The following is a 16,966-nucleotide window of genomic DNA, read 5'->3' as shown; positions in this document are numbered from 1 at the left end:
CCTGCCGGACTGTCCTGCCGGCCCCGCCCGCCGTCAGACCGGTGTCGCCTGTGGCCGGGAGCCCGGCTCTGGGCCGGTTCCGGGGTCCGCGGCGGACCCCGGTGCGCGTTTCCCGGCGGCGGTCCCCGCGCTGGGGCGGCGGCTGCGCGCTTCGAGCAGCAGGCTGAGGGCGAGCAGGACGGCGCCGAGGCCGAGGAAGCCCCAGGGCAGGTACGCGGTGAGCAGCAGGATCAGTTGGCGCTGGGATTTGACCAGCTTCACCGTGGAGTCGATGTAGTCCTCGCGCATCTTCACGTGGCCGGCGAAGGCGGTGACCTTCTTGCCGCCGGGGAGCAACGTGCCGCCGCGCAGCTCCTCCTTGTGGATCTCCTCGCCGTTGACCGGGGCTCCGGTGGTGGGGTCGACCCAGAACATCCGCTTGGTGGTGTACCAGCGGGCCGTGCCCATCTTCTCGACGGTCTCCGGCGTGATGCCCTCGACCGGCATCTTCTTCGGGAACGGGACCTTGGTCCAGGGGATGGTCTGTTCGAAGTAGTAAACCTCCAGGCCGCGGAAGGTCCGGGTGCCCCGGTAGTGGATGGGCGAGGAGGTGCGGGTCTGGGCGTCGAAGTAGTTGTAGTCGCGCTTCTCGGTGAGGAAGGGCCACTTGAACTCGATGCCTTCGCGGCGGACCCGGTCGCCGTCCACGCTCTCGCCGTCGGCGTGCACCGGCTGCTGGGAGTGGGCGTCGAAGATGTAGCGCTCGGGGATGCGGGAGACCATCTCGCCGTCGGGGCCCACGACGTAGGAGAGGCTGTCCCAGACCACGACGTCGCGGCCGGCGGACTTCTCGATCCGCTCCGATTCCTCGACGTTGCCCCGGAGTGTCTGCACGATGCTGATTTTGGAGACCTTCTCGGCCTTCAGGCTCCCGTAGTCGAGCAGGGTCGCGTTCTTGGCTTCGAGGACCACCGACTGGTACTGGTCGGCCGGGACCTTGGCGAGCCGGGGAAAGGCGTACCACCGCAGGAGCGGTGACAGGGCGGTGAAGAAGACGGCGAACGCGAGCAGCACCAGGCTGGCTTTTCTGCGCATGGCGGCAGGTCCCTCCCTCAGGGGTGCTCGGGGACGGTGGTCAGCAGCGGTTCGGGTGAGGTCTTGCCGCTGGGCGCACCGATCGCCGTCATGGTGAGGACGAGGGCAAGGGCCGCGACCAGTCCGATCGCGGCGGCTGTGAGGGCGCGCATGCTCGGCCTCCCGGTGAGCTGATACGGCGTCAGGGCTGGGGCACCGTAGCAACGGGGGGCGAAGATGAGAACACGTTGCACCACTGCCCTGCTCCGACGCGGGGTCGGGCAGGGCAGCGGTGGCGGAACGCGGGCGTACGGGCCGGGCCCGCCGGAGCGGGCTTGCGGGCGTACGGGCTCGGCCCCCGTGCTCCCGTGAGCGGGTCTTCGCTTCTAGGAGGTGCTCGCGGACGGGTCGGCGGAAGGCTCGGCCGCGGACTTGGTGACGGTCAGTTCGACGGTCAGGGCCGTGCCGTCAGCGGTGGTGATCCTGAGCAGGAACGTGTCCGCGTGCCCGTCGGTGTAGATCTTCGGGAGCTTGAGCAGGCCCTTCGCGTCCGTCGTGAGGGCGCCGAGGGTGCGGACCGGCTTGCCCTTGGCGTCCTTGAAGTACGGGCCCTTGTCGTTGGCCACCGGCTTCTTGTCGTCGGTGATCATCATCGCGCTCATGCCGAGCCCGGCCACCGCCCTGCCCTTGTAGGTCGCCTTGACCTCCAGCGGCTCGGCGAAGGCGCTGTCCGTCCCGGCCTTGAGCGCCTTGTCGCCGGTACGCACCAGCTTGTCGGCCTCGGGGGCCGGCGCGGGCTTGGCCCTGACGGTCGCGGTGAACTCGGCGACGGGCAGGGCGCTGCCCACGACGGCGGCCCGGACGGTGAACGTGCCGGGCTGCTTGCCCGCGCGCAACTCCGGGGCGGTAGCTATGCCGTCGCGGCCGGTGATGGCGGTGACGCCCCGCGCGCTGCCGGGGAACCGGGCCTCGGTCGGGCCGACGATCTCGTAGCGCACCCGGACGCCCGCGACCGGCTTCCCGGAGGCGTTCTCGGCCCGTACGCGCAGCCGGTCGGTGAACTCGGAGCCCGCCGTGGCGCTCACCCGGCGGTCGCCGACGCGGTCGAGGGCGGTGGGGACCGAGGGCTTGGCGGGCGGGGTGGTGGGGGTCGTCGGGTCCGGGCTGGGCGTGCCGGGCCCGCCTGTCGGGGGCTTGGCCGGCTTGCCGCCGTTGCCCGTGCCCGGCTTGCCGCCGTTGCCCGTGCCCGGCTTGCCGCCGTTGCCGGCGCTCGGCCCGGTGCTGGGGTCGGGGGTGTGGCTCGGCTTGCCGCTGGGGCGGCCGGTGCTGCCGGGGCCGCCGCCGGAACCGGAACCCGATCCTGAGCCCGATCCGGAGGAGCCCGGGCCGCTGTCGCCGACCGGGAGGACGGCCTTGCCGTCCGGCACCTCGTGCGTGCCCTTGCGGTAGTACTCGTACCAGGACAGGACCGTCCGCAGGTATTCCTCGGAGTGGTTGTAGCCGAGGATCGCGCGGTCCATGTCCTCCTTCACCGAGAGGTCGCGGCCGTTCGCGCACAGGTAGCGGCCGGCGGCCAGCGCGGCGTCGTAGATGTTGTCGGGGTTCTTCTCGCCGTCACCGTTGCCGTCCGCGCCCCAGCTCGCCCAGGTCGAGGGGATGAACTGCATCGGGCCGACGGCCCGGTCGTGCGTCTTGTCGCCGTCGTACTCGCCGTCGTCGGTGTCCGTGATGCGGGCGAAGCCGTCGCCGTTGAGCTGCGGGCCGAGGATCGGCTTGAGCGTCGTGCCGTCGGCGTCCACGGCTCCGCCGCGCGCCTGTCCGGACTCGACCTTGCCGATCGCGGCGAGCAGTTCCCAGGGGATCTCGCAGCTCGGCTGGGACGAGGCCAGCGCCGACTGCGCCTTCTTGTACGCGGCGAGGACGGTGGCCGGCAGGCCCGCCTCGGCCGAGCCGGCGGCTGCGGGCAGGTCGACGGAAGTGCCGGGCTTGTCAGGGGTCTTCAGGGGCGGCAGATCCGTGTGGTACGACGAGCCACCGTCGATGGGAGTGTCTGCCGGTGGCGCGGTTTCGGCTCTGCTCTCCCGGCTGGTGCTGCTGCCCACACCGGCGAAGCCGGGCGCCTGGGAGGCGGTGAGTGCGGCCATCGCGAGTGCCGCCACCGCTGTCGTGGCCGCTCCCTTGCGCAGCCGCCGGCCGAATTGCGCTGCCATCCGTCTGTCCCTCCGCTGATCACACTGTGTGCCGCGCGCCCCAGCGCACAACGCACAGGACACTACGGCAACTTAGGGACCGTATCTACAGAAACTTCCGCCGTCATAATGATCAAAACTGATCAAGGGGTAGCACATGCCGTTCACGCTCAGTCATGCCGCCGCGGTGTTGCCTGGAATTCACCGAAACGGCACCGCCCGGGGCGGATTGGTCGCCGCCGCTCTGGTCGCCGGGTCCTTCGCACCCGACCTCACGTACTTCGCGGACACCGTGCTCCCCGGGGCGATGCGCTTCGGGAACTTCACCCACTCCCCGGCCGGTGTGCTGAGCGTGGACGCGCTCAGCACCGCCGCTCTGCTGGCCGGTTGGCTGCTGCTCCGCGAACCGCTGGTCGCCCTGCTGCCCCGGGCGAGGCAGGGACGGGCCTACGCGCTGCTGCGCGGCCGGCCCTGGCGGGGGCGGCGTCCGGTCCCACTCGCGGCCGCGTTCTACCTCTCGGCGGTGCTCGGCTCGACGACCCACATCGTGTGGGACGCCTTCACCCACTCCGGCCGCTGGGGCGCCCGGCTGCTGCCGGTGCTCGGCGAGAGCGTCGCGGGCTTCCCGGTGACCATGTACGTGCAGTACGGCAGCTCGGCGATCGCCCTCGCACTGATCGTGGCATTCACGGCCTCGGCGCTGCGCCGGCTGCCGGACGCTTCCCCGCCGGCCCGCGTCCCCGTACTCACCGCGCGCGGACGGCTGCTGGCGGCCGGGCTGCTCGCGGTCTGTGTGCTCCTCGGCGCGGCCCACCGCTGCCTGCGCTTCGGCGCGGGCCCCGGCGCGGACGCCACGCTCTTCGACTTCGTGCCCACCGCGCTGTTCGGCGCGGGCGCGGGCCTCGCCCTGGGGCTGCCGCTCTACGCGGCGGCGGCCCGCATCCGGCACCGCGCCCGCCCGACGCCCCCGGCCGAGCGGAACGCGGTCGGGGGCAACGCCGCCGGACGAAACGCGGTCGAGCCAGGCCCGGCCGAGCAGAACCCCAACCAGCAGCCCCCGCAGGACAACCGCGCGGAGCAGCCGGAGACTTCCGTCAGCGGCTGACTCCGCCGACTTCGCGCACGGGCCGGATCGGCCGCCCCCGATCGCGCCCCGATCGGCTCCCAGGGGCTCAGCGGTCGGGGACTCAGCTCCGCGCGCGAGAAACCTCAGTGCGCCGCCGACTCCCAGTCGGCGCCGACGCCGACCGAGACGTCGAGCGAGGCCCGCAGCTCCGTAGCCCCGGCCATTTCCCGGCGGACCAGCGCCTCGACCTGCTCACGCTCGCCGGGGACCAGCTCCAGCACGATTTCATCGTGGACCTGGAGCAGCATCCGCGAACTCAGCTTCTCCTGGGCGAGCGCCGCGTCCACCCGGAGCATCGCGACCTTCACGATGTCCGCGGCGGTGCCCTGGATCGGAGCGTTGAGCGCCATCCGCTCCGCCATCTCGCGGCGCTGCCGGTTGTCGCTGTTGAGATCCGGGAGGTAGCGGCGGCGGCCGAGCATCGTCTCGGTGTAACCGACGGCCCGCGCCTCCTCGACGACGCGCTGCAGATAGTCGCGGACGCCGCCGAAGCGCTCGAAGAAGGTGTCCATCAGCCTGCGCGCCTCATCAGGCGCGATGTTGAGCTGCTGGGAGAGGCCGAAGGCGGACAACCCGTAGGCCAGCCCGTACGACATCGCCTTGATCTTGCGCCGCATCTCCGGATCGACCTCGGACTTGGCGACGCCGAAGACCTGGGAGGCGACCGTGGTGTGCAGGTCCTCGCCGGAGCTGAACGCGGCGAGCAGGCCCGCGTCCTTTGAGAGGTGCGCCATCACGCGCAGCTCGATCTGGCTGTAGTCGGCCGTCAGCAGCGACTCGTAGCCCTCGCCGACGACGAAGCCGCGCCGGATGGCCCGGCCCTCGTCGGTGCGCACCGGGATGTTCTGCAGGTTCGGGTCGGTGGAGGACAGCCGGCCGGTCGCGGCCACCGTCTGGTTGAACGTGGTGTGGATGCGGCCATCCGTCGCGACGGTCTTGATCAGCCCCTCGACCGTCGAGCGCAGCTTCGACTGCTCGCGGTGGCGCAGCATGATCACCGGGAGTTCATGGTCGGACTGCGAGGCGAGCCAGGCCAGGGCGTCCGCGTCCGTCGTGAAGCCGGTCTTGGTCTTCTTGGTCTTCGGCAGTCCCAGCTCACCGAAGAGCACTTCCTGAAGCTGCTTGGGCGAGCCGAGGTTGAACTCGTGGCCCACCGCGGCGTGCGCCTCCTGCACGGACTGCTGGACAGCGGCGGCGAACTGCTCCTCCATCCGCTCCAGCCAGGCGCTGTCCGCGGCGATGCCCGCCCGCTCCATCCGGGCCAGCATGGCGCTCGTCGGCAGCTCCACGTCGTGCAGCAGCTCCGCCGCGCCGACCTCGCGCAGCTTCGTCTCGAACTCCTCGCCCAGGTCCAGGACCGTACGGGCGTGGCCCATCAGGGCGTCGGCCTCCGCCTGCTCGTCGGCGCCGAAGGCCAGCTGTCCGCTGTCGGCGGCGGCCTTGGCCAGCTCCCGGCCCAGATACTCCACCGACAGCACTTCGAGCGTGAAGGTGCGGCGGCCGGGCTTCACCAGATAGGCGGCCAGCGCGGTGTCCATCCGCACGCCCGCGACACTCCAGCCGTGGTCGGCGAAGACCCGCATGACGTTCTTGGCGTTGTGCAGCGTCTTGGGCCGGTCGGCGTCCGCGATCCAGGCCGCGAACGCCCGCTCGTCGGCCTCGGTCAGCTGCGTCGGGTCGAACCAGACGGCCGGGCCTTCAGGCGAGGCCAGCGCGATCTCGCTGACACTGCCGCTGCCCAGCGACCAGGCGTCGACCGCGGCCAGGCCCAGCGGACCGGCGGCGTGCTCCGCGAGCCACGGCGCCAGCTCACCGGCGGCGATCACCGCGCCGTCCACCGCCGCGCCCGCCTCCGGAGCGGCCTCGGCGGCGGCCTCGGCCGCGCCCGGGTCGACGGCCAGCAGCCGCTCGCGGAAGTTCGCGTGCCGGAACTCCAGCGAGTCGAGGATCACCGTCAGGGCGTCGCGGTCGTACGGCGCCCTGGCCAGGTCCTCGGGACCGGTCGGCAGCTCGACGTCGCGCACCATCTCGGTGAGCCGGCGGTTGAGCTTCACCGCGTCCAGATGCTCGCGGAGGTTCTCCCCCGCCTTGCCCTTGACCTCACCGGCCCGCTCGGCCAACTCGGTGAACGACCCGAACTGGTTGATCCACTTCGCGGCCGTCTTCTCACCGACCCCCGGGATGCCCGGCAGGTTGTCCGACGGATCGCCGCGCAGCGCGGCGAAGTCCGGATACTGCTGGGGGGAGAGGCCGTACTTCTCCTGGATCTTCTCCGGAGTGAAACGCGTCAGCTCGGAGACGCCCTTGGTGGGGTACAGCACCGTGACGTCCTCGGACACGAGCTGGAAGGAGTCACGGTCGCCCGTGACGATCAGCACCTGGAAACCCAGCGCCTCGGCCTGCGTGGCGAGCGTGGCGATGACATCGTCCGCCTCGAAGCCGTCCACCGCGAAGCGGGAGACCCGCATCGTGTCGAGCAACTGGCCGATCAGCTCGACCTGGCCCTTGAACTCGTCCGGCGTCTTGGAGCGGTTCGCCTTGTACTCCGGGAACTCCTCCGAGCGCCAGGTCTTGCGCGACACGTCGAACGCGACGGCGAAATGCGTGGGCCGCTCGTCGCGCAGCGTGTTCGCCAACATCGACGCGAAGCCGTAGATCGCGTTCGTCGGCTGCCCGGTGGCGGTGCTGAAGTTCTCCGCGGGCAGCGCGAAGAAGGCCCGGTAGGCCATGGAATGCCCGTCCATCAGGAGCAGGCGGGGCCGGTCCTCCTGCACCGGGGCCGGGGCGGTCGAGGGGCTCGTCTTCGATGCTGTCTGTGCCACGCCCCCGATCCTGCCACGCCCCACTGACAAAACCGCTCGAGGCGGCGTCGCGGGACAGCTGTCGGCGCCCCGTGACAGGATCGGACACGTAAGATCCGCACCGCTCAAGGGAGAGCGTCATGGCAGCCAAGCCCCCGGCCGGCGACCCGGTCCAGGACGCGCCCGACGTCGGCGCACCACAGCACGCCGCCGCCGGGCTGCCCGCCGTCGCCCACTCGCTGCGGATGTCCCAGCAGCAGATGGGCGTGCGCCGCACCGCGCTCACCCTGCTCAAGGTCAACCAGAAGGACGGCTTCGACTGCCCCGGCTGCGCCTGGCCCGAACCCGAAAAACGCCACGCGGCGGAATTCTGCGAGAACGGCGCCAAGGCCGTCGCCGAAGAGGCCACACTGCGCCGGGTCACCCCCGACTTCTTCGCCGCGCACCCGGTCGCCGACCTCTTCACCCGCAGCGGCTACTGGCTCGGCCAGCAGGGGCGGATCACCCAGCCGATGTACCTCGCCGAGGGCGCCGAGTCGTACGAGCCGGTGCCCTGGGAGCGGGCCTTCGACATCATCGCCGACGAGCTGACCGCGCTCGGCTCCCCCGACGAGGCCGTCTTCTACACCTCCGGGCGCACCAGCAACGAAGCCGCCTTCCTCTACCAGCTCTTCGCCCGCGAGTTCGGCACCAACAACCTGCCGGACTGCTCCAACATGTGCCACGAATCGTCCGGCTCGGCACTCACCGAAACCATCGGCGTCGGCAAGGGCAGCGTGCTGCTCGAAGACCTCTACCAGGCCGAGCTGATCATCGTCGCCGGCCAGAACCCCGGCACCAACCACCCCCGGATGCTCTCCGCGCTGGAAAAGGCCAAGCAGAACGGCGCCCGGATCATCACCGTCAACCCACTGCCCGAAGCCGGCATGGAACGGTTCAAGAACCCGCAGAACGCCCGCGGCCTGGCCGGCGGCGGCACCGCGCTCACCGACCTCTTCCTACAGATCCGGCTCGGCGGCGACCAAGCCCTCTTCCGCGCCCTCAACCAACTGATCCTGGAGACCGAGGGAGCCCTCGACGAGGACTTCATCCACGAACACACCCACGGCTTCGAGGAGTTCGCGGCAGCCGCCCGTACCACCGACTGGGACGAGACACTGCGCGCCACCGGCCTGCAACGGGCCGAAATCGAACGCGCGCTGCGCATGGTCCTCGCCTCCCAACGCACCGTCGTGTGCTGGGCGATGGGCCTGACCCAGCACAAGCACGCGGTGTCCACCATCAAGGAAGTCGTCAACTTCCTGCTGCTGCGCGGCGACATCGGCCGCCCCGGCGCCGGGGTCTGCCCGGTCCGCGGGCACAGCAATGTGCAGGGCGACCGCACGATGGGCATCTTCGAACGCCCCGCCCCGGCCTTCCTGGACGCCCTGGAGAAGGAGTTCGGCTTCGCCCCGCCCCGCGAGCACGGCCTCGACGTCGTACGGGCCATCCGCGCGCTGCGCGACGGCACGGCGAAGGTCTTCTTCGCGATGGGCGGCAACTTCGTCGCCGCCTCGCCCGACACCGAAGTGACCGAGGCCGCGATGCGGCGCGCCAAGCTGACCGTCCATGTGTCGACGAAACTCAACCGCTCGCATGTGGTGACCGGCGCGCGAGCGCTGATCCTGCCCACCCTGGGCCGCACCGAACGCGACGAGCAGCGCGGCCCGGACGGCCGCAGCCGCGAACAGTTCGTCACCGTCGAGGACTCCATGGGCATGGTGCACTCCTCCCGCGGCCGGCTGGAACCCGCGAGCCCGCAACTGCTGTCCGAGCCCGCCATCGTCAGCCGGCTGGCCCGGCGCGTGCTGGGCCCGCAAAGCCGCACACCCTGGGAGGAGTTCGAGCAGGACTACAGCCGGGTACGGGACCGGATCGCCAACGTCATCCCCGGCTTCGAGGACTTCGACGCCCGGGTCCGCCAACCCGGCGGCTTCGCCCTGCCGCACGGCCCCCGCGACGCCCGCAGCTTCCCCACCGCCACCGGCAAGGCCAACTTCACAGCCTGCCCCGTCGAACACCCACAGCTGCCCGAAGGCCGGCTGCTGCTGCAGACGCTGCGCTCGCACGACCAGTTCAACACCACGATCTACGGCCTCGACGACCGCTACCGGGGCATCAAGAACGGCCGCCGGGTGATCATGGTCCACCCCGAGGACGCCCGCGAACTGGGCTTCGCCGACGGCGCGTACGCGGACCTGGTCAGCGAGTGGACCGACAAAAGCGAGCGGCGCGCCGCCGGCTTCCGGGTGGTGCACTACCCGACCGCCCGGGGCTGCGCCGCCGCGTACTACCCGGAGACCAACGTCCTGGTGCCGCTCGACTCCACCGCCGACACCAGCAACACCCCCGCGTCGAAGTCCATCGTCGTGCGGCTGGAGCCGGCGGAACAGACTCCCCCGGCCTAAGCGTTGGCTTAGGCAGCTGGTATGACGTGGGGATACGCCGCGCGTCACCGCACGCGGCATCGGGGCGCGCCATTTCGGCACGCCCCGCGACCAAGGACGATCGGAGCCGGACGGCATGGGCGAGCAGAGCAAGACCAAGTTTCCGCAGGAGATCCTGGACCAGTACGCGGGCCTGGGCCTGGATCTTCCCGCGCTGTTCTCCGCAGGCCACCTCGGCGACCGGATGGGCCTGACGATCGTCGAGGCGTCCCCCGACCGGGTCGTCGGCACGCTGCCCGTCGAGGGCAACACCCAGCCGTACGGGCTGCTGCACGGCGGCGCCTCGGCCGTCCTGGCCGAGACCCTCGGCTCGGTCGGCTCGATGCTGCACGGCGGCCCCGGCAAAGTCGCGGTCGGCGTGGACCTGAACTGCACGCACCACCGCGGCGCGCGCTCCGGCCTGGTGACCGGCGTCGCCACCCCGGTGCACCGCGGCCGCTCCACCGCCACCTACGAGATCGTCATCAGCGACGAACAGGACAAGCGGGTCTGCACCGCCCGGCTGACCTGCCTGCTCCGCGACGTCCCCGCCCCGGTCGCCGCCACCGACGGCCCGGGGGCCTGAGCCCGCACGCCCTCCGCCTTGCCATGTCCGGGGCCCGCGCCTAGCTTTCCGGATATGGCAGCCGCCCGTACGGTCCCCCGCCCGGCCGCGCCCCTCGTGGCCGCGCTCGCGCTGGCCGCCTCGCTGCTCGCCTGCGGGCCCGGCGCCGGCTCGAAGCCCGCGGCCGGCCCGAGCCCCGCCACGACCTCGCCGCAGGACCTGTGCACCCGCCTGATCGTCCACTGGGCGAACGACCAACTGCGGCCCGACGGCGGCGACGGCGGCGATTACCAGGAGTTCGGTCTGTCCGACGGACAGAACAACATCCTCATCGACGTCCTGGCCCACGCGAAGACAGAGCGTAAGGACCACGGCCCGGCCGCCGCCCGCGAGTTGATCAAGCGCGAGGCGAAACAGCGCTGCGAGAGCCGCTACGCCAGCCGCGGCGCGTCCCCAGCGCCCGCCGGCGGCTGGCCGACCTGACCCGCGACGCGCCCCGGATACGACTGCCGTCCGTAACCCTGCGTAACACGCGCGCCCTACGGACGCTCTTCATGATCACTGACAGGCGATCCGTCCACCAGCTTAGATGCATATGACACGTGAGCTATCTCGCACCTTCCGCGCCCGCCGCCCGGACGCCGTAGCGGAACTGCGAGTTCTCACGATGCGGACCAAATACCTTGCCCCTTTAAGCCCCGAATGTCCGCTCCGCACCACTACAACGATCCGCTTGTCATAACAAGAGCGTCACATCATGGCCAGCACCTCTGCCCCACGCGCTTGCTCGCGCTTAGAGTCACGGCCAGTCACCGCGCCGCCGGGTACGACTGCTGCAACACCTCCGGACCATCCAGTCCGACCCGGCGCGCGACACGGCACCTCAGCAGAGGCGGCCGCGTTTGGGGAAAGGACAGATCGTGCGTCATCGTTCCTTGCTCGTACTCACCAGCGTGCTCACCACCGGGGCACTGACACTCACCGCCTGCGGGTCGCGCGACGACAAAGGCGGCGGCGATGGCGACGGCGGATCCAAGACGACCGTAGTGATCGGCGTCGACGCGCCCCTCACCGGCGACCTGTCCGCACTCGGTCAGGGCATCAAGAACTCTGTCGACCTCGCGGCCAAGACAGCCAACAAGAACAAGGAAGTTCCGGGCGTCACCTTCAAGGTGGAAGCCCTGGACGACCAGGCACAACCCAGCTCCGGCGGCCAGAACGCCAACAAGTTCGTCGGCAACCAAGACGTCCTGGGCGTCGTCGGCCCGCTGAACTCCAGCGTCGCCCAGTCCATGCAGAAGGTCTTCGACGACGCCGGGCTCACCCAGGTGTCGCCGGCCAACACCACCCCGGACCTCAGCCAGGGCAAGGACTGGAAGAAGGACGTCCGCAAGCGCCAGTTCGACACCTACTTCCGGACGGCGACCACCGTCGAGATCCAGGGCGCCTTCGCGGGCAAATACGCCCACGACAAGCTCAAGGCCAAGACGGTCTACGTCATCGACGACCAGAAGACCTACGGCGTCGGCCTCGCGGCCTCCTTCAAGGACAAGTTCACCTCGCTCGGCGGCAAGGTCGTCGGCAGCGAACACGTCAACCCCGAAGACCGCGACTTCAACGCGATCGTCTCCAAGGTCCGCAGCGCCAAGCCCGACTTCGTGTACTACGGCGGCGAGTACCCAGCCGCCGCACCCCTCAGCCAGCAGGTCAAGAACGGCGGCGTCGACGTCCCGTTCATGGGCGGCGACGGCATGTACAGCGCCGAGTACATCACCCAGAACAAGAAGGCCGCCGGCGACATCGCCACCTCCGTCGGCAAGCCCGTCGAGCAGCTCGCATCGGCCAAGAGCTTCATCGCCGACTACAAGGCAGCCGGCTACAAGGACGCCTACGAGGCCTACGGCGGCTCGTCCTACGACTCCGCCTGGTCCATCATCCAGGCAGTCAAGGCAGCAGTCGCCGACAACGACGACAAGCTGCCCGCCGAACCCCGCGCCAAGGTCCTCGCGGCCATGTCCAAGGTCAAGTTCGACGGCGTCACCGGCGCGGTCTCCTTCGACAAGTACGGCGACACCACCAACACGATGATCACCGCGTACAAAGTCGAGGGCAAGGCGTGGAAGCCGAACCTCAGCGAGCAGTACAAGGACTGATCACCACACAGCACACCCGCACATGAACAACGCCGCGCGGGGGCGCCACGAGCGTCCCCGCGCGCGCACGAAATGACGCAGCATATCCGTCCCACTCCACGGAGGCCCTGCGGTGCACGAACTGCCGCAACAGCTGGCCAACGGCCTGATCCTCGGCGCGATGTACGGTCTCATCGCGATCGGCTACACGATGGTCTACGGCATTGTCCAGCTCATCAACTTCGCCCACGGCGAGATATTCATGATCGGCGGCTTCGGCGCGCTGACGGTGTACATCGCGCTCCCCTCCAGCACCGGTCTGCTGCTGGCTCTACCCCTCATGATCATCGGCGGCATCGTCGCCTCCGTCCTGGTCGGCGTCGCCGCCGAACGGTTCGCCTACCGACCGCTGCGCGGCGCACCCCGCCTCGCACCGCTCATCACCGCCATCGGCCTCTCCATCGCCCTCCAGCAAGCCATCTGGAAGTGGTACCCGGACGCCAAGAAAGCCCGCGTCTTCCCACAGTTCGACGGCGACGCCTTCGACGTCTTCGGCGTCACCATCCAGCGCAGCGACCTCTTCGTGATCATCGCGGCCCCGCTCTGCATGATCGCCCTCGGCCTCTTCGTCGCCAAGACCCGCACCGGCCGCGGCATGCAGGCCACCGCGCAGGACCCGGACACCGCCAAGCTCATGGGCATCAACACCGACCGCATCATCGTCATGGCCTTCGCCATCGGCGCCGCCTTCGCAGCCGTCGCAGCCGTCGGCTACGGACTCAAAAACGGCCAGGTCGACTTCCGGATGGGCTTCCTCATGGGACTCAAGGCGTTCACCGCCGCAGTCCTCGGAGGCATCGGCAACATCTACGGCGCCATGCTCGGCGGCGTCGTACTCGGCGTCGCCGAAGCCCTCGCCACCGGCTACGTCGAGGAGATCCCCGGCATGGAGCAGTTCGGCGGCGGCGCCTGGAAGGACGTATGGGCCTTCGTCCTCCTCATCCTCGTACTGCTGCTACGGCCACAAGGCCTGCTCGGCGAACGCGTCGCGGATCGGGCGTGATCACACATGACCACTGACACCAGCAAAAACACCGCCCCCCGCCCACCGCGGACCGGCTCCGTCATCCCGCTGCCCGCAGCCGGAGCCCGCCTCGCCACCGGCATCGGCGCGACCGCCACCCTCATCAGCACCTTCCTCGCCTGGACCTGGACCAAAGCCTTCCCCGGCGACCTCACCGTCACCGGCTACCCCGGCGGCCTCCAAGTCATCACCCTGCTCGGCGCACTGCTCACACTGCTCTACGTCCTCGCCGGATACGGCGTCCGCGGCCTGCGCTGGCTCACCCCCGCCGGAACCACCGCCCCCGTACTCCTGCTGGCCATCGGCACCTTCGCCACCACCTGGTACACAGTCATCGCGATCACCGTCGACCTCGGCGGCGTAGCCAACCTCGAACCAGGCGGCTACATCGCGGCCATCACCACCCTGGCGACCGTCATCGCCGCCCTCGGACTGCCCGCCGACGAACCGCTGGAGACCATCCCCGGCGCAAAACCGCCGAACGCCTGGAAACGGCTGCTCAACGCACTCGCCGCGACCCCCACCCGCCGCGCCGAGACCCTCCCCGCCTGGGGCGAGATCCTGATCATCGCAGCGGCCTTCGGCATCGGCCTCTACCTCTTCACCTACGGCGTCGACACCGAATACGGCGAACTCTTCGTCGGCTACCTCATCCTGGCCGGCTTCGGCTTCACCGCCCTCAACCGCGCCGGACTCGTAGCCCGCCTCAGCGCGCTCACCACCAAACACCGCAACATCGCGCTCACCTCCGCATTCGTCGCCGCCGCCTGCTTCCCCTTCACCCAGGAGAACGACACCTACACCGCCGTCGCCACCAACATCCTGATCTTCGGGACAGTGGCCCTCGGCCTCAACATCGTCGTCGGCCTCGCCGGACTCCTCGACCTCGGCTACGTCGCCTTCCTCGGCGTCGGCGCATACACCGCCGCCCTGGTCTCCGGATCACCCGAATCCGTCATCGGCGTCGAATTCCCCTTCTGGGCCGCCGTACTCGCCGGCGCCGGAGCCTCACTCGTCTTCGGCGTCCTCATCGGCGCCCCCACCCTGCGACTGCGCGGCGACTACCTCGCCATCGTCACCCTCGGCTTCGGCGAGATCTTCCGCATCAGCATGAACAACCTCAACGGCAAAACAGGACCCGACATCACCAACGGGTCCATGGGCATCCCCAACATCCCGAACCTGATCTTCTTCGGATTCGACTTCGGCGAAACACACGACATCTTCGGCGTACCCATCGCCCGCATGGGCAACTACTTCCTGCTCATGCTCTTCTTCACCCTGCTCGTCGTCTTCATCTTCCGACGCGCCGCCGAATCCCGCATCGGCCGCGCCTGGGTCGCCATCCGCGAAGACGAAACCGCCGCCACCGCCATGGGCATCAACAGCTTCCGGCTCAAACTCCTCGCCTTCGCACTCGGCGCGGCACTCGCCGGACTCGCCGGAACCGTACAAGCCCACGTGACCTACACCGTCACCCCTGAGCAGTACAAATTCGTCGAAGCCGTACCACCCAACTCCGCCTTCCTGCTCGCCGCCGTCATCCTCGGCGGCATGGGCACCATCAGCGGACCCCTCGTCGGCGCGGCACTGCTCTACCTCATCCCCGCCAAACTCACCTTCATGGCCGACTACCAACTCCTCCTCTTCGGCGTCGCACTGATCCTCCTCATGCGCTTCCGCCCCGAAGGACTGGTCGCCGACCGCAGGAAACAACTCGAATTCCACGAGACCGGCCAACTCGACGTACCGGACGAAACCGTCGGCCTCAGCAAGGCGGAGGCGTGAGCGACATGACCACCGACACCAACGCCACCGTAGCCACCGCCCAAAACCCCACCGGCGCCGTACTCCAAGCCACCGGCGTCACCATGCGCTTCGGCGGACTCACCGCCGTACGCTCCGTCGACCTCACCGTCAACAGCGGCGAAATCGTCGGACTCATCGGCCCCAACGGCGCCGGCAAAACAACCTTCTTCAACTGCCTCACCGGCCTCTACATCCCCACCGAAGGCACCGTCTCCTACAAAGGAACCGTGCTACCGCCCAAACCCCACCTCGTCACCAAAGCCGGCATCGCCCGCACCTTCCAAAACATCCGGCTCTTCGCCAACATGACCGTCCTCGAAAACGTCCTCGTCGGCCGACACACCCGCACCAAAGAGGGCCTACTCTCCGCCCTCCTACGCGGACCCGGCTTCAAACGAGCCGAAAAAGCCTCCGAGGAACGAGCCATGGAACTCCTCGAGTTCACCGGCCTCGCAGCCAAACGCGACCACCTCTCCCGCAACCTCCCATACGGCGAGCAACGCAAACTCGAAATCGCCCGCGCCCTCGCCAGCGACCCCGGTCTCCTCCTCCTCGACGAACCCACCGCCGGCATGAACCCCCAGGAAACCCGGGTCACCGAAGAACTCGTCCTCGCCATCCGCGACCAAGGCACCGCCGTACTCGTCATCGAGCACGACATGCGCTTCATCTTCAACCTCTGCGACCGAGTCTCCGTACTCGTCCAGGGCGAGAAACTCGTCGAAGGCACCCCCCAAGTCGTCCAGAGCGACGAACGCGTCGTCGCCGCCTACCTCGGCACACCCTTCGAAGGCGAACCCGGCGAAGCCGAACTCGCCGAGGTCGAAGCAGCCGAAGCGGCGGCAGCGGCGACGCCGCCGCCCGGAGGCAAGGACACGGGCACCGGATCGGGCACGGGCACCACCAGCACCACAGCACATACGGAGGAGGACCGGTGACCGCACTGCTCGAAGTCGAGGACCTGCGGGTCGCCTACGGCAAGATCGAAGCCGTCAAAGGCATCTCGTTCAGCGTCGAAGCCGGCCAAGTCGTCACCCTCATCGGAACCAACGGCGCCGGCAAAACCACCACGCTGCGCACCCTCTCCGGACTGCTCAAGCCGCTCGCCGGCCGGATCACCTTCGAGGGCCGGCCGCTGGCCGGAGTCCCCGCGCACAAGATCGTCGCGCTGGGCCTCGCCCACTCCCCCGAAGGCCGGCACATCTTCCCGCGACTGTCGATCATGGAGAACCTCCAGCTCGGCGCATTCCTGCGGAAGGACAACGCGGCCATCGAGAAGGACATCCAGAAGGCTTACGAGCTCTTCCCGATCCTCGGGGAGCGAAGGAAGCAGGCGGCGGGAACGCTCTCCGGCGGCGAGCAGCAGATGCTCGCGATGGGGCGCGCGCTGATGTCGAAGCCGAAGCTGCTGATGCTCGACGAGCCGTCGATGGGGCTCTCCCCGATCATGATGCAGAAGATCATGCAGACGATCAGGGAACTCAAGTCGCAGGGCACCACGATCCTGCTCGTGGAGCAGAACGCGCAGGCGGCGCTGTCGCTGGCCGACGAGGGCCATGTGATGGAGATCGGCAAGATCGTGCTGTCGGGCAGCGGCGAGCATCTGCTGCACGATGAATCCGTGCGGAAGGCTTATCTCGGCGAGGACTGAGACGGGTTCGCGTCCGCGCGCGCCTGCGGGTGCGGACGCGGTACGAACTGGTCACGGCGGCGGCCCGTGAACCCCGGCCAGGGTTCACGGG

The 16,966-nt window shown here is 69.5% G+C and carries 13 protein-coding genes; 9 read left to right on the top strand and 4 right to left on the bottom strand.

The window, feature by feature from the left end; all coding sequences use genetic code 11:
• Window positions 1-33 precede the first annotated feature (33 nt).
• The 3 genes from QMK28_RS26455 to QMK28_RS26445 form a co-directional block, all read right to left on the bottom strand.
• On the bottom strand, window positions 34-1,074 hold the full coding sequence (locus QMK28_RS26455) for a DUF3068 domain-containing protein (protein ID WP_326442103.1): 1,041 nt from the start codon (window positions 1,072-1,074) through the stop codon (window positions 34-36).
• Between the two features lie 17 nt (window positions 1,075-1,091).
• Entirely contained in the window at window positions 1,092-1,226 is a 135-nt protein-coding gene (locus QMK28_RS26450; RefSeq protein WP_326442102.1) for an SPW_0924 family protein, read from the bottom strand.
• A gap of 213 nt (window positions 1,227-1,439) precedes the next feature.
• Window positions 1,440-3,263 (bottom strand): lytic transglycosylase domain-containing protein, encoded by a 1,824-nt coding sequence (locus QMK28_RS26445; RefSeq protein WP_326442101.1) that lies wholly within the window; start codon window positions 3,261-3,263, stop codon window positions 1,440-1,442.
• Between the two features lie 136 nt (window positions 3,264-3,399).
• Between QMK28_RS26445 and QMK28_RS26440 the strand changes: the two genes are divergently transcribed.
• The gene (locus tag QMK28_RS26440) at window positions 3,400-4,347 is read left to right on the top strand and encodes a DUF4184 family protein (RefSeq protein WP_326442100.1); all 948 of its coding nucleotides are present in this window, start codon (window positions 3,400-3,402) and stop codon (window positions 4,345-4,347) included.
• Between the two features lie 104 nt (window positions 4,348-4,451).
• Here QMK28_RS26440 and polA read toward each other — a convergent pair whose 3' ends face one another.
• On the bottom strand, window positions 4,452-7,190 hold the full coding sequence (gene polA / locus QMK28_RS26435; protein WP_443050829.1) for a DNA polymerase I: 2,739 nt from the start codon (window positions 7,188-7,190) through the stop codon (window positions 4,452-4,454).
• A 119-nt stretch (window positions 7,191-7,309) separates the two neighbouring features.
• Between polA and QMK28_RS26430 the strand changes: the two genes are divergently transcribed.
• The 8 genes from QMK28_RS26430 (at window position 7,310) to QMK28_RS26395 (ending at window position 16,875) form a co-directional block, all read left to right on the top strand.
• On the top strand, window positions 7,310-9,616 hold the full coding sequence (locus QMK28_RS26430; protein ID WP_326442099.1) for an FdhF/YdeP family oxidoreductase: 2,307 nt from the start codon (window positions 7,310-7,312) through the stop codon (window positions 9,614-9,616).
• Window positions 9,617-9,731: 115 nt separating this feature from the next.
• The gene (locus tag QMK28_RS26425; protein ID WP_326442098.1) at window positions 9,732-10,220 is read left to right on the top strand and encodes a PaaI family thioesterase; all 489 of its coding nucleotides are present in this window, start codon (window positions 9,732-9,734) and stop codon (window positions 10,218-10,220) included.
• Between the two features lie 54 nt (window positions 10,221-10,274).
• Window positions 10,275-10,682, top strand: coding sequence for a hypothetical protein (locus QMK28_RS26420; RefSeq protein ID WP_326442097.1), 408 nt, complete (start codon window positions 10,275-10,277; stop codon window positions 10,680-10,682).
• 452 nt (window positions 10,683-11,134) lie between these two features.
• Complete coding sequence (locus QMK28_RS26415; RefSeq protein ID WP_326442115.1) at window positions 11,135-12,352, top strand: branched-chain amino acid ABC transporter substrate-binding protein; 1,218 nt, start codon at window positions 11,135-11,137, stop codon at window positions 12,350-12,352.
• 112 nt (window positions 12,353-12,464) lie between these two features.
• Window positions 12,465-13,394, top strand: coding sequence for a branched-chain amino acid ABC transporter permease (locus QMK28_RS26410; RefSeq protein ID WP_326442096.1), 930 nt, complete (start codon window positions 12,465-12,467; stop codon window positions 13,392-13,394).
• Between the two features lie 6 nt (window positions 13,395-13,400).
• Window positions 13,401-15,203, top strand: coding sequence for a branched-chain amino acid ABC transporter permease (locus QMK28_RS26405; RefSeq protein ID WP_326442095.1), 1,803 nt, complete (start codon window positions 13,401-13,403; stop codon window positions 15,201-15,203).
• A 5-nt stretch (window positions 15,204-15,208) separates the two neighbouring features.
• On the top strand, window positions 15,209-16,162 hold the full coding sequence (locus QMK28_RS26400; protein WP_326442114.1) for an ABC transporter ATP-binding protein: 954 nt from the start codon (window positions 15,209-15,211) through the stop codon (window positions 16,160-16,162).
• A complete protein-coding gene (locus tag QMK28_RS26395; RefSeq protein ID WP_326442094.1) occupies window positions 16,159-16,875 on the top strand; it encodes an ABC transporter ATP-binding protein in 717 nt (238 codons plus the stop codon). The genes QMK28_RS26400 and QMK28_RS26395 overlap by 4 nt, the downstream gene beginning before the upstream one ends.
• The last annotated feature ends 91 nt before the right edge of the window (window positions 16,876-16,966 follow it).

The sequence above is a fragment of the Streptomyces sp. H27-D2 genome, from assembly GCF_035828615.1.
Classification (GTDB): domain Bacteria; phylum Actinomycetota; class Actinomycetes; order Streptomycetales; family Streptomycetaceae; genus Streptomyces.
Note: the sequence above shows the minus strand (reverse complement) of the source record. Positions and strands in the feature narration are given on the sequence as shown.